The following is a 14161-nucleotide window of genomic DNA, read 5'->3' as shown; positions in this document are numbered from 1 at the left end:
TTTTAATGATTAAGAAATTTATTCTTTTAGCACTTTCTTTTATTGCAATGGTTGCAATTTTTTGTGGTATTCATTACGCAATTGTTGCGCATTATAATTTTAGCGAAAATCCGCTAATTGTTCCAAAAATGTATTTAATAATTGGTTTAATTACGTTAATGATTTTGCAAGTTGGATGTTTTGTGAAGATAAAATTTCCAGAATATGTTGGTTTTGCCTTTATGGGAGGGATGATTGCGAAGATGGCAATTGTATTAGCATTGATTGTTGTGAATGAACAAATTAAATCAAATGTTGTGCAATTAATTATAAGTTATTTTGTAATTTTGCTAGCCGAAGTTTTAGTGTTTATTCGCTTAATTAATTTAAAGTTAAAAAAAGTTTAATGATTTTTAGCATTTGACTTTGGTAAGTGGTTAATTTACTATAATTTTGCACGCAATTTAGAAACAAAGGAATTATACATGAAATTTTCAGCGTTATTAGCGTTTTTATTACTTTTCAATTTCGGATTCGCCTCTACAGCGGTTCCGCACGAAAGTCTTCCAAAAACGTTTGAGGAGTTAATTAAAAGTGAGCAAGTAAAAAGTCAAGAGGAAGCTGCTAAAGTGAAATCTGGCGAATCTACATTTAACCCAGTGCCAGGTATCATGCACCATATTGCAGATGCGCACGATTGGCATTTATGGGGAGAAGGAGAAAAAAGTGTAGGAGTTGCATTACCTGTTATTTTATGGGATAATGGTTTACAGGTTTTTATGTCTTCTAAATTTCACCACAACGAAGCGATTGTTGAGAGTAACGGAAACTACTACATCAACTTCCACGAAAAAATCTACAAAACAGATGCGCAAGGTACAATCAAACCTCACGTAGACGAAAAAGGAGCTATTCATTTAGAAAATGAAAAACCATTAGATTTTTCTATTACGAAAAACGTAACATCAATGTTAATCTCTTTCGTGATTTTAATCTTAGTTTTCTCTGCAGTTGCATCTAACTACAAAAAAGGAAATATGGTACCAAAAGGTATTGCAGGATTTATCGAACCAATTATTATTTTTGTTCGTGATGAAGTAGCAATTCCAAATATTGGTGAGAAAAAATATGCAAAATTTATGCCTTATTTATTAACGTTATTTTTCTTCATTTGGATCAACAATTTATTAGGATTGTTACCAGGTGCAGCAAACGTTACAGGTAATATCGCAGTTACATTTGTATTAGCATTAATCGCATTAATCGTAATTAATTTCTCTGGAAACAAAGGTTACTGGGGACATATGTTATGGATGCCAGGTGTACCAGTTCCAGTAAAATTAATCTTAGCTCCAATTGAGTTAATCGGGATTATTACAAAACCTTTCGCCTTAATGATTCGTTTATTTGCGAACATTACAGCAGGTCACATCATCATTATGTCGTTAATTTCGTTAATCTTTATTTTCCAAACAGAAGCTATGGCAGGTGGATCTATTCCATTAGCGTTATTTATCTACTGTTTAGAGTTATTAGTAGCGGCATTACAAGCGTTCGTATTCACAATGTTAGTTTCGTTATTCATCGGAACAGCAGTAGCAGAACACGATCATCATTAAGAATAGAATATAAAAAACAATAAAATAATTTTTTAATAATTAAATACAATTATCATGACAGGAAGTATTGCAGCAATCGGAGCTGGTTTAGCAGTTTTAGGAGTTGGTTTAGGTATCGGTAAAATCGGTGGATCAGCTATGGAAGGAATCGCTAGACAACCAGAAGCGGCTTCAAAAATTCAAACAGCTATGATTATCGCAGCAGCCTTAATCGAGGGTGCAGGTTTATTCGGTATCGTAGTTGCGTTATTAGGTAACGGATAATATTTGAATTAAAAATTAGCTTCAATAACGGTTGGTTGTTGAAGCTAATTCATTAAAAAATTAATTAGTAAAAAATAAAATTTAATACATACACACAATGGATTTAATTACACCTTCAGTTGGTCTTATTTTTTGGACTGCGGTCGTATTTATCATCTTATTAGTATTGTTAAGATCATTAGCTTGGAAACCAATTTTATCTGCAGTTAAAGAAAGAGAACAATCTATCGAGGATGCATTAAACGCAGCTAAAAAAGCGAAAGAAGAGATGGCTTTATTAAACGCTCAAAACGAGAAAATCATGAAAGAAGCTCGTGCTGAACGTGATGCTATCTTGAAAGAAGCGCGTGAAATGAAAGAAAATATCATCAACGAGGCGAAAAATTCTGCAACTGTAGAAGCAAACAAATTAATTGAAAACGCTAAGTCAGCTATCCAAAATGAAAAGGCATCAGCTATGGCTGATATCAAAAATCAAGTTGGACAGTTGTCAATTGAAATTGCTGAAAAAATCTTAACTAAAGAATTGTCAGACAAATCTGCACAAGAAGCTTTAGTGAATGATGTTATTGATCAAGTTAAATTCAATTAATCATGGCAGGATTCAGAGCAGCACATAGATATGCTAAAGGTTTGATGGAGTTTGCGAATGAAGCAAACCAAACAGACGTAGTGTATGCTGAAATGAATGATGTTCGCAAAGTCATTAAAGAGAATGATGATTTAAGAGTTTTCTTAAATTCTCCAGTGATTGATGCAAAGAAAAAAGAAGCTGTTTTGAGTGAGATTTTCAAATCTTTATCAAAAACTTCTCAAACATTCATTTCGTTAGTCGTAAGACATGGTAGAGAGAATATTTTGTCTAAAATTGCAGATCAGTTTATTTCATTATACGATTTAGCAAATAATATTGTAACAGCAGAAATTACTTCGGCAGTGCAATTAGATCAAAATACAATTGATAATATTGTAGCAAAAGCGAAACAAACTTTAGCTGCAAATAGTCTAGTAAAAGTAGAGAACAAAATTGATGCATCTTTAATTGGAGGTTTCGTTTTAAAAATAGGAAACAATCAAGTTGATTCGTCAATCAAAACTAAGTTAGCTACATTAAAAAAAGATTTTTTAAAAAACGAATACATTCCTAAATTTTAAATATTTCAGAAATGCCAGAAATAAATCCAGCTGAAGTTTCAGCTATATTAAAACAACAACTTACAAGCTTTGATTCATCAGTTGAATTAGCAGAAGTAGGAACCGTTCTAACTGTTGGGGATGGTATTGCTCGTGTTTACGGGTTAGACAATGCTCAATACGGAGAATTAGTAGAATTCTCAAACGGGTTAGAAGGAATGGTACAAAACCTTGAAGAAGACAACGTAGGTATTGTACTTTTCGGACCTTCAAAAGGTATTAAAGAAGGTGACACTGTAAAACGTACAAACAAAATTGCATCTATTAACGTAGGTGAAGGAATGTTAGGACGTGTTGTAGATATGTTAGGAAATCCTATCGATGGTAAAGGACCAATCGAAGGACAATTATATGAAATGCCTATCGAGCGTAAAGCTCCTGGGGTTATCTATCGTCAACCAGTAAACGAACCATTACAAACAGGTATCGTTTCTATTGACTCGATGATTCCAATTGGACGTGGACAACGTGAGTTAATCATTGGTGACCGTCAAACAGGTAAAACTTCTGTTGCTTTAGATGCAATCTTAAATCAAAAAGAATTTTACGATAGAGGTGAAACAGTTTTCTGTATCTATGTTGCAGTAGGACAAAAAGGTTCTACAGTAGCAGGAATCATGAAAACATTACAAGACCACGGTGCAGATAAATATACAGTAGTAGTTGCTGCTAATGCATCTGATCCAGCTCCAATGCAAGTATATGCTCCAATGGCAGGTGCTGCAATCGGAGAGTATTTCCGTGACTCCGGTCGTCCAGCGTTAATTGTTTATGATGATTTATCTAAACAAGCCGTTGCATACCGTGAGGTGTCTTTATTATTACGTCGCCCACCAGGACGTGAAGCATATCCTGGAGACGTTTTCTACTTACACTCTCGTTTATTAGAGCGTGCTGCAAAAGTAATCAAAGATGATGCAATTGCATCTCAAATGAATGATTTACCAGAATCTATGAAAGGTATCGTAAAAGGTGGAGGTTCTTTAACTGCTTTACCAATTATCGAAACTCAAGCTGGTGACGTTTCTGCATATATCCCAACAAACGTAATTTCGATTACAGATGGACAAATCTTCTTAGAGTCTGATTTATTCAACTCAGGTGTTCGTCCAGCGATCAACGTAGGTATCTCTGTATCTCGTGTTGGTGGTTCTGCACAAACAAAACCAATGAAAAAAGTATCTGGTACATTAAAATTAGACCAAGCACAATACCGTGAGTTAGAAGCTTTCGCGAAATTTGGTTCTGATTTAGATGCAGCTACAATGAACGTAATTGGTAAAGGTGAACGTAACGTTGAGTTATTAAAACAAGGTGTTAACGCTCCAATTCCAGTAGAAGAACAAGTAGCAGTTATTTATGCGGGTACTAACGGTATGTTGAAAAATGTTCCAGTTAACCAAGTGAAAGAGTGGCAAGCTGATTTTGTTGAGTTAATGCGCAACAAATATGCAGACACTTTAACATCTATCCGTTTAGGTAAATGGACTGATGAAATTATGGATGTATTGAAGAAAGTTATCACAGAAACTACTTCTAAATACTAATAAAATATAAATGAAACTTAGAGGTTTTCGAATCTCTAAGTTCCTTTTAATCCTTCATCTCAAATAGAATTATGCCAAATTTAAAAGATATACGTAACCGTATTACTTCTGTAGGTTCTACAATGCAGATTACAAGTGCTATGAAATTAGTTTCTGCTGCAAAACTAAAACGTGCTACAGATTCTATCGTACAGTTACGTCCTTATGCAGATAAATTACGTGAACTTTTACAAAATGTAAGTTCTACTTTAGAAGCTGAAGTAGGAGGTGCATTAACAGAAGAGCGCGAAGTTAATAAAGTACTTTTAGTCGTTATTAACTCAAATAGAGGTTTATGTGGAGGATACAACTCAAGCATCATCAAAAAAGTAAATGCGTTATTAGCTAACGAATTAGTTGGTAAGCACGTAGAAATTTTAGCAATTGGTAAAAAAGCTAATGATACTTTTAGTAAAACACAAACTATCTATAAAAATGCATCAAGCATTTGGGATAATTTAAATTTTGCAGATGTAGCTGAAATTGCAGACGATTTAGTAGAGAAATTTACTGCAGGTGACTTTGATCAAATCAGAATTATCTACAATCAATTTCAAAATGCAGCTGTTCAAATTGTACAAGACGAACAATTTTTACCAGTCGTTTTAGAGAAAACTGAAGAAGAAGCAAACAATTCAGCAGAGTTAGATTATATCTTCAACCCTTCGAAAGAAGAAATTTTAAGAGACTTAATCCCTCAAACGTTGAAAACGCAATTATTCAAAGCCGTATTAGATGCTAACGCTTCTGAGCACGGTGCGCGTATGACTGCAATGCATAAAGCAACAGACAACGCAAGCGAGTTACAAAAAGGATTGAAAATTCAATACAACAAAGCTCGTCAAGCTGCTATTACAAACGAGATCTTAGAAATCGTTGGTGGTGCAGAAGCATTGAATGCGTAAAAACAAAGACTTATCTTATTTTAAATAGAAAAGCAACTTCATCTCGAAGTTGCTTTTTTTATGATGTTTATTTTAGATTATAAACAAGTCATAAAACTTTTAATAAATTCCAACAATTATATTTATCATTCAAAATAAAATAATTAAAACTATTATTGTTTAATAGTCATTCAATAAATATTGATTACAGATATTTCAGCTTCTCTATCGCTTCACTCAGTATAACAATTTAGATAATTACTTATCTAATTAGAATTCCTATTAGTTTAATCTTGTTGTAAATTAAAAAGGAATAAATTATTTCCTCAAGACATTTCAATAAAAACGTCAAGTGATTTTATCTAAAAGCTAAGGAGGTTTTCATCAAAACGTCCCGACGTTTTACATCAAACAAAAAGTCCTAAGCAATGCTCAGGACTTTTCTATTGTTATAATCGAAACTATGTTTCTATTTATTTCATTTGAAATAATGGGCGAGAAGACATAAACTCGTTTACACGATCTGCAACTCCATCAATGATTTCTTCGTTATCAATGTTCATTAATACCTCGTCAATCAAGTCAGCAACAGTTTGCATATCTGCTTCAACCAACCCACGAGTTGTTACAGCTGCCGTACCCAAACGAATCCCCGATGTAACGAAAGGAGATTTATCATCGAAAGGAACCATGTTTTTATTACAAGTGATTTCTGCTAAAACTAAAGCGTTTTCTGCTTGTTTACCAGAAATACCTTTGTTACGTAAATCGATTAACATACAGTGATTATCTGTACCTCCAGAAACAATGTCGTATCCTTTTGCAACTAATGCCGCAGCCAATGCTTTTGCATTCTTCACAACTTGTACAATATAGTCCATATAACCGTCAGATAAAGCCTCTTCAAAAGCAACCGCTTTAGATGCAATTACATGCTCCAAAGGTCCACCTTGTGTACCAGGGAACACTGCTCCGTTCAAGATTTGAGACATCATTTTCACTTCACCTTTAGGAGTTTTTGCTCCCCAAGGGTTCTCAAAATCTTTCCCCATCATAATAACTCCACCACGAGGACCACGTAAAGTCTTATGAGTTGTCGTCGTTACGATATGACAATGAGGCATAGGATCATTTAAGATTCCGCGGGCAATTAACCCAGCAGGATGTGAGATATCAGCCAATAACAAAGCGCCAACTTCATCAGCTACCTCACGAAATTTAGCATAATCTATATCTCTTGAGTAAGCCGAAGCACCACAAATTATCATTTGAGGCTTCTCTTTACGAGCAGTTTCTGCCATAGCTTCGTAGTCAATTCTCCCTGTCTCTTTATCTACTCCATAGAAAGAAGTTTGGTAAGTTAACCCAGAAAAATTAACAGGAGAACCGTGAGTTAAGTGACCTCCGTGCGATAAATCGAATCCTAAGATCTTGTCTCCGGGTTTCAAACACGCTAAGTAAACAGCCGCATTCGCCTGAGAACCTGAGTGAGGTTGCACGTTTGCATATTCTGCATTAAACAACGCTTTCAAACGATCAATTGCAATAGTTTCTACTTCGTCTACAACTTCGCAACCACCGTAGTAGCGCTTTCCAGGATAACCTTCTGCATATTTATTTGTTAAAACAGAACCCATCGCGCGCATTACGTTGTCCGAAACAAAGTTTTCTGACGCGATTAATTCAATTCCATTCAGTTGTCTTTCTTTTTCTTCTTCAATTAAATCGAAGATTACATCTTGTGCCATGTTTTGTTTGTATTAATTGTGTTTCAAATATAAGCTTTTATCATCAGAATTTCTAACTGATATATTCGCAATAACCTAAGAATTAGCAAAACAATTTGTTTTCTGATTTGGGCGTTCCCTTCGGGCGGGCTATCCGTTGCAATCTTTGCTTTGCAACTCCGCTATCGCTTCGTTCCACGCAAAGGATTTCCACTACTATCCCTAACGCATCTTGAGTTATGAGTAATAAGTACTAAGTTTTGAGTTTATGATATAGGTTAAATTTTCTAAATTTCTGTATTCTTTAACCATAATCATCTTGTCTTGCTGAACTTGTTTCAGTATCGCATCCAAATAAGAATAGAAAATTTACTATTTTCATCAAGGAAAAAATGAAAGATAGTTTCTTAGTTTTTTAAAATTTCTAATTTCTAAACCAATAAACTATCAATTTCTCTCATTAAATTTACAGCATGAAAAACCCTACTTTTTGCATTGGTTTGATGTCTGGAACTTCGTTAGATGGTTTGGATATTTGCTATGTCCGATTTGATGATAACCAACTTTTCGAAATTTTACATGCTGAAACTATAGATTATTCATCCGATTGGCGAACAAAACTAACAGAAGCTTTTCAATATTCGGCTATGGATTTATGTCAATTGGATGTAGAGTTTGGTTATTTTCTTGGAGAACAAGTAAAAGAATTTATTCATAAAAATAAGATTAGAAAAGTAGATTTTGTTGCATCTCACGGGCAAACTATTTTTCATCAACCGCAGAAATCATTCACTTTGCAAATAGGAAATGGTTTAGCAATTGCGTCGCGTTGTCAACAAAAAGTGGTGTGCGATTTCAGAACACAAGACGTTATTTTAGGAGGACAAGGAGCGCCTTTGGTTCCGATTGGGGACGAATTATTATTTTCTAACTATGATGCATGTTTAAACCTTGGAGGTTTTTCTAACATTTCGATGAATAGAAATGGAAAACGAATTGCATTTGATATCTGCCCAATTAATATTGTCTTGAATCATTATGCAAAACAACTCGGTTTTGATTTTGATAAAAATGGAGAACGAGCAGAACAAGGACATATTAATATCGCATTAGTTGAAGAATTGAATCTTTTGAATTTTTATCATCAACCTTTCCCAAAATCATTAGGTTTTGAATGGGTTATGAATGAGTTTTTAACAATTGTTGATAAGTACGATATTTCTATCGAAGATAAGCTGAGAAGTTGTGTGGAGCATTTCGTAATTCAAATTAAAAATACCTTTGCTTTATATGATATCAACAACGTGTTGATAACTGGAGGAGGAGTTCGAAATACATTTTTTATCAATCGTTTAGGAGAATTATCAACTGTTGAAATCATTATTCCAACTGATAATTTAATCGATTTTAAAGAAGCCTTAATATTTGCATTCCTTGGTTATCGTCGTGTTTATAACGAAATAAATTGTTTGGCATCTGTAACAGGAGCGAGCAAAGACCATTCGTCTGGAATTATATATCACTTATAAAGTCTATCTAAATAATAGAGTTTAAAAAATATTTTATTTACATTTGTTCGATAACCAAGAATAAATGCGATATGAAATATTCGAAAAATAAAGATGTTATTTTACTTCATGGCTTATTTGGAAGCCTTAGTAATTGGGGAAATGTTATCAAGAATATTGAAATAAATTATAATGTTTATACGCCAACATTTCCTTTATTTTCTACACATTTCAAAAGAAATTCACTTCAAAATTTAGTTCAATTTCTAGAAAATTATATTCAATCTAATAAAATTGAAAATCCAATATTAATTGGAAATTCTTTGGGCGGTCATGTTGTATTGCTGTATGCGTTGGCACATCCAAATTTGGTTGATAAATTGATTTTAGCTGGAAGTTCAGGTTTGTATGAAAGCAATTTGCAGGCTTCTTTTGTGCGTGTGCGAGATTACGAGTATATCAAAAATAAGGTAGAAGAAGTTTTTGAAACAAAAAATGTTGTAACAAAAGAGTTGGTTGATGATGTTTTTTCGGCCGCTAATACGCCTACACAAGCTTTGACTATAATTTAAATTGCGCGAGATGCAAAGCGACAAAATTTGAAACATCTTTTACATAAAATAGATCAGCCAGTTTTATTGGTTTGGGGAAAACAAGATATTGTGACACCGCCAAATGTTGCTGAAGAGTTTTTTGCACATTTACCTAATGCAAAATTAGCTTATAGCGATGATTGTGGTCATGTGCCGATGATGGAACAGCCATTACTTTTTAATCAACATATCAACAATTTTTAAGTGCTTAAAAATGAATCATCCCGAGTATTTAGCTTTTGCTTTACCAGCTTTTTTTCTTTTTTATGGCTTGAATATGTAGTTGTTAAAAAGAAAAAATTAAAGAATATTTATAAGTATGAAAGTTCGGTTTCTAATATTTCAATAGGAATTGCAGAACGATTATTGAATCTTTTTATTACGGTAAGTTTTTACAATTTGTATGTTTGGATTTACGAAAATTATCGTCTTTTAGATATTTCAAATGCTTGGTGGATTTGGGTTGTGATGCTTTTAGCGACAGATTTTGTTTGGTATTGGTATCATCGTTTGGGACATGAAGTCAATATTTTTTGGGGAGCCCATATTGTGCATCATCAATCCGAAGAATTTAATTTTACGGTGGCGGTACGTATAACAACTTTGCAAGCAATTGTTCGCAATATTTTTTGGTGTATTTTGCCTTTTATTGGTTTTCATCCAAATTTAGTGATGACGATTTTGGTGGTTCATGGCGTGTATTCTTTTTTTACGCATACGCAGATTTTGGAGAAACAAAAATGGCTTGAATATATTTTTATAACACCTTCTCTTCATGGTGTTCATCATGCTTCTGACGAAAAATATTTGGACAAAAATTATGGAGATGTATTTGTTTTTTGGGACATATTATTTGGTACTTTTCAGAAAGAAGAAGAAAAACCAAGATATGGATTGACGCATCCTATCAATAGTTACAGTTTTTTGTGGCAACATTTTCATTATTATTTAGAGTTGTATGAAGCTGCTCGAAGAAAATCCTCCATTAAAGAAAAATTGACGATATATTTTGGTAGTCCAGCAGTGATGGATCAGGAAATAAGACCAATTATTGAAAAGAAATGGGTGTCTAAGAATAAAGGGAATAGTTATCATTTCAAATACAAAGGTTATATTAATTTACAATTGATTTTATCGTTTGTCGCGATGAGTATTCTAACATATTATTTTGATCAATTTGATAATTTAACCAAAGGTTTCTTCGTTATATTTGTCTTGATTACATTAATAAATATTGGTGCACAATTAGAACAAAAAAGATGGGTACCGTATTTAGAACATATTAGATTTTTAGTGTTTTGTAGTTTTTTTATCATTCAATCTCATAATTATTTCTTGCTGATTTTACCTTTCATATTCGTTTTTATCATCGAAAAGATGTTTAATTTTAGTAATTGGTATCAAAAAAGTATTTTAAAGATTATATAAATGATAATTTAGGTCTTATTGTTTCGTTTTGATTAGGCGGTTAAAAACGAGTTTATTATTTTTACCAAACTAAAAAAAATATAATGATAGTTTCTAAACTTTTTAACCAATTTTTTCATAGCCAGACTTCGGGCGGAATTTTATTGATTTTCTGTACTGCGTTTTCTTTATTATTAGCCAATTCACCAATTGCAGAATCTTATGATGCGATTTGGTTAACAGATATGTTTGGGCATTCTTTTGCACATTGGATTAATGATGGTTTGATGGCTATTTTCTTTTTCTTGATTGGTTTAGAATTAAAACGAGAAGTTTTTGTAGGTGAATTGTCGGATACTAAAAAAGCAATTTTACCTGTTTTTGCAGCTTTGGGAGGAATGTTAATTCCAGCATTTATTTTCTTTTTGACGAATAAAGGAACGGATACTATTCATGGTTTTGGAATTCCGATGGCGACAGATATTGCTTTTGCTGTTGCTATTATTACAATGTTAGGAAAAAGAGTTCCATTGTCTCTTAAAGTATTTTTAACAGCTTTAGCTGTGATTGACGATTTAGGAGCAATTATTGTGATTGCATTATTTTATCCAAACCCAGAATTACCTTTAGATTTTACACAATTCGGAATTGCAATTGCCATTTTGTTAGGTCTTTTCGCTTTAAATAAATTAAAAATAAAATCAATGATTCCTTATATCATTGGAGGGATTGCTGTTTGGTGGTTTATGTTGCATTCGGGTATTCACGCTACAATTGCGGGAGTTTTGGTTGCATTTACAATTCCATTTGATAAGGACGATTCTAAATCACTTTCAGCTAAAATGGAGCATGCTTTACATATTCCAGTAGCATTTATTATTCTACCATTATTTGCTTTGGCAAATACTGCAATTACGATAGATGGTGGAGGATTAGCACATTTTAGTATTCCTTTAGCTTCGGGTATTTTCTTAGGATTAGTTGTAGGAAAACCAGTCGGAATTACATTATTTACATGGATTGCGGTTAAATTAGGATTGTGTGAATTACCTACAGCAGTCAATTTCAAACGAGTTTTTGGTGTCGGAATTTTAGGAGGAATTGGATTTACAATGTCCATTTTCGTTTCGATGTTAGCGTTCAAAGACCCAAGCTATATAAATGAAGCAAAATTGATGATTTTAGTAGCTTCGTTAACAGCTGCTATTGTTGGATTTATTGTTTTGAAAATATTATTAACTACAAAACAAGATTATTCAGATTAAGAATAGTCAATTCATAAATAATAGAATCGAATTTTTCTTCGGAGAAATTCGATTTTTTTTTGAAGATGATTCCGTAACTTCGTGTAAAATTTTTGAATAAATGAGAACGTATCAAGAAACAATCGATTGGTTGTTTACAAATTTACCAATGTTTCAACGTGTTGGAGCATCAGCAATGAAAGCAGATTTAACAAATATTACAGCGTTATGCGAGTATTTGGGAAATCCTCAAACTAAGTTTAAAACGGTTCATATTGCAGGGACAAATGGTAAAGGAAGTACGTCTCATATGTTGGCCTCTATTTTTCAGGAAGCAGGTTATAAAACAGGTTTGACAACTTCTCCACATCTCAAAGATTTCCGTGAACGAATACGTGTAAATGGAGAAATGGCTGATGAAGAATTTGTGATTGATTTTGTGAATAAGCATGAGCAAAAAATAATTGATCAAAAAGCATCTTTTTTTGAAATTGCAATTGCGATGGCTTTCGAATATTTTGCACAACAGAAAGTTGATATCGCGATTATAGAAACTGGTTTGGGCGGACGATTAGATTCAACGAATATTATTTTACCAGAACTTTCTGTGATTACGAACATTGGTTTAGATCATACACAATTTTTGGGTGATACATTGGACAAAATTGCATTTGAAAAAGCTGGTATCATAAAACCAAATACAGCGGTTGTAATTGGTGAAACAACAGCAGAGACAAAAACAATTTTTGAACAAGTAGCGAAAGATAGAAATGCAAAAATCATTTTTGCTGAAGAAAAACATTTTCAAGATTTAGCTTCAGATTTGAAAGGGTCTTATCAAATCAAAAATAAACGTACCGTTTTAACCGCTATTGAACAATTGCAAAAACAAGGTTGGGCAGTCTCTCCTGAAAATATTACGAATGGCTTATTGAATGTTGTAAAGAATACAAATTTGCGCGGACGTTGGGATATTTTAGGACAACACCCATTAATTGTTGCTGATACTGCGCATAATCCACATGGTTTAGCAGAGGTTTCAAAACAAATAAATGAGCAAGCTTATAATCAATTGCATTTAGTTTTGGGATTTGTCAACGATAAAGATGTTTTGTCAATTCTTCAGTTTTTTCCAAAAAAGGCAACTTATTATTTTTGTCAACCAAATGTTCCACGTAAATATGATATTGATGAGCTGTATCAAATAATTCCAGAAGATATACAGGACAAACATTTTTTCGATTCTGTAGAAAAAGCATTACTTGCAGCCAAAAATAATGCTTCTGTGAATGATATGATTTATATAGGTGGTAGTACATTCGTTGTCGCTGAAGTGATTTGATTTTATTATTTTAATTGATTTGATATTTTTTTATTTAGAAAGGTAAAATACAGATGTAATAATTAGGATAAACTGATCCTGTTATAACTTGTTTATTCAAATCGATTTAATGATTCAGTTTTTTTTGAAAAAAATAGGTAAGCTGTTGTTTGTCAGCAAGTTGAATATCTAAAAAATGCATCTTTTAAAGAGAGAGAGCATAAATGATTGATTTATATAGTTTATATTTGTTCAATTCAATAAAAAAAAAATTATAATCAGAATATAGTGCTGTAGATAGTTTATATTTAAAAGTAGTTACTAAATGTCAAGGATGTACTTATGGAGATACACAATATTTTAAAATAAAAATTAAAAAATTGTAGTACAATTTCCAATCCTATGATACGTACTCGGTTATATAAATAATTTTTCAGAATAAGAATATAACAAGTAATAAGGTTATCCATTTTGGGTAGCCTTTCTTTTTTTTACTAATTTATTTCGCTTCGCGAAACCTTTCCCGAGTCCATAACCCAAAAGTAGCCGCTGCCCATTTGCTTGATTCAGCAAATCGTCACCGCCTAATCATTCCATGCAGTGAAAATATAAACCTCGCGCGCAATGAGCCACCATTTTTTTGTTCAACTCCAACCATCCAAAAAAAGTATTGTATACACTCTACTGCCTCTCTACTGCCACTATGTTGCCTTTATCCTGCCTTCATCCTGCCTTTAAGTAGCGAGTAAGCTTGAGGATGTAGCTGATTTTTCACGAAACTTAAATCAAAATTATGACTAAAAATATTAGTTCTATTTTTAAGTATCGTAGGGTA

The 14161-nt window shown here is 32.9% G+C and carries 14 protein-coding genes; 13 read left to right on the top strand and 1 reads right to left on the bottom strand.

Features of this window, described 5'->3' with window-relative positions; all coding sequences use genetic code 11:
* The first annotated feature begins 5 nt into the window (after positions 1-5).
* The 7 genes from FH779_RS15020 (at position 6) to atpG (ending at position 5547) form a co-directional block, all read left to right on the top strand.
* On the top strand, positions 6-386 hold the full coding sequence (locus FH779_RS15020) for a hypothetical protein (protein WP_180905270.1): 381 nt from the start codon (positions 6-8) through the stop codon (positions 384-386).
* Between the two features lie 78 nt (positions 387-464).
* Positions 465-1598: a F0F1 ATP synthase subunit A gene (gene atpB, locus FH779_RS15015; protein ID WP_180905269.1), complete on the top strand. Its 1134-nt coding sequence runs from the start codon at positions 465-467 to the stop codon at positions 1596-1598.
* Between the two features lie 54 nt (positions 1599-1652).
* Positions 1653-1862 (top strand): ATP synthase F0 subunit C, encoded by a 210-nt coding sequence (atpE, locus tag FH779_RS15010; protein ID WP_013598300.1) that lies wholly within the window; start codon positions 1653-1655, stop codon positions 1860-1862.
* A 97-nt stretch (positions 1863-1959) separates the two neighbouring features.
* The gene (locus tag FH779_RS15005) at positions 1960-2454 is read left to right on the top strand and encodes a F0F1 ATP synthase subunit B (RefSeq protein ID WP_038335122.1); all 495 of its coding nucleotides are present in this window, start codon (positions 1960-1962) and stop codon (positions 2452-2454) included.
* Positions 2455-2456: 2 nt separating this feature from the next.
* Positions 2457-3017, top strand: coding sequence for an ATP synthase F1 subunit delta (atpH, locus tag FH779_RS15000; protein ID WP_180905268.1), 561 nt, complete (start codon positions 2457-2459; stop codon positions 3015-3017).
* Between the two features lie 11 nt (positions 3018-3028).
* Entirely contained in the window at positions 3029-4603 is a 1575-nt protein-coding gene (atpA, locus tag FH779_RS14995; RefSeq protein WP_038335134.1) for a F0F1 ATP synthase subunit alpha, read from the top strand.
* Positions 4604-4674: 71 nt separating this feature from the next.
* The gene (atpG, locus tag FH779_RS14990; protein ID WP_180905267.1) at positions 4675-5547 is read left to right on the top strand and encodes an ATP synthase F1 subunit gamma; all 873 of its coding nucleotides are present in this window, start codon (positions 4675-4677) and stop codon (positions 5545-5547) included.
* A 452-nt stretch (positions 5548-5999) separates the two neighbouring features.
* Here the strand turns inward: atpG and glyA are convergent, their stop codons facing one another.
* Entirely contained in the window at positions 6000-7274 is a 1275-nt protein-coding gene (glyA, locus tag FH779_RS14985) for a serine hydroxymethyltransferase (protein WP_135834919.1), read from the bottom strand.
* A gap of 452 nt (positions 7275-7726) precedes the next feature.
* Between glyA and FH779_RS14980 the strand changes: the two genes are divergently transcribed.
* From FH779_RS14980 to FH779_RS14955, 6 genes are all read left to right on the top strand, one after another.
* Complete coding sequence (locus tag FH779_RS14980; RefSeq protein ID WP_244957976.1) at positions 7727-8782, top strand: anhydro-N-acetylmuramic acid kinase; 1056 nt, start codon at positions 7727-7729, stop codon at positions 8780-8782.
* 71 nt (positions 8783-8853) lie between these two features.
* Positions 8854-9333 (top strand): alpha/beta fold hydrolase, encoded by a 480-nt coding sequence (locus tag FH779_RS14975; RefSeq protein ID WP_180905266.1) that lies wholly within the window; start codon positions 8854-8856, stop codon positions 9331-9333.
* A 27-nt stretch (positions 9334-9360) separates the two neighbouring features.
* Positions 9361-9558 carry an alpha/beta fold hydrolase gene (locus FH779_RS14970; protein ID WP_180905265.1) on the top strand — a complete coding sequence of 66 codons (198 nt, stop codon included), beginning with the start codon at positions 9361-9363 and terminating at the stop codon, positions 9556-9558.
* 162 nt (positions 9559-9720) lie between these two features.
* On the top strand, positions 9721-10782 hold the full coding sequence (locus FH779_RS14965; protein ID WP_244957975.1) for a sterol desaturase family protein: 1062 nt from the start codon (positions 9721-9723) through the stop codon (positions 10780-10782).
* A gap of 83 nt (positions 10783-10865) precedes the next feature.
* The gene (gene nhaA, locus FH779_RS14960; protein WP_180905264.1) at positions 10866-12026 is read left to right on the top strand and encodes a Na+/H+ antiporter NhaA; all 1161 of its coding nucleotides are present in this window, start codon (positions 10866-10868) and stop codon (positions 12024-12026) included.
* 100 nt (positions 12027-12126) lie between these two features.
* Positions 12127-13347 carry a bifunctional folylpolyglutamate synthase/dihydrofolate synthase gene (locus FH779_RS14955; RefSeq protein WP_180905263.1) on the top strand — a complete coding sequence of 407 codons (1221 nt, stop codon included), beginning with the start codon at positions 12127-12129 and terminating at the stop codon, positions 13345-13347.
* Positions 13348-14161: the final 814 nt, after the last annotated feature.

The sequence above is a fragment of the Empedobacter falsenii genome, assembly GCF_013488205.1.
GTDB lineage: Bacteria > Bacteroidota > Bacteroidia > Flavobacteriales > Weeksellaceae > Empedobacter > Empedobacter falsenii_C.
This window is presented reverse-complemented; position numbering and strand designations above follow the sequence as displayed.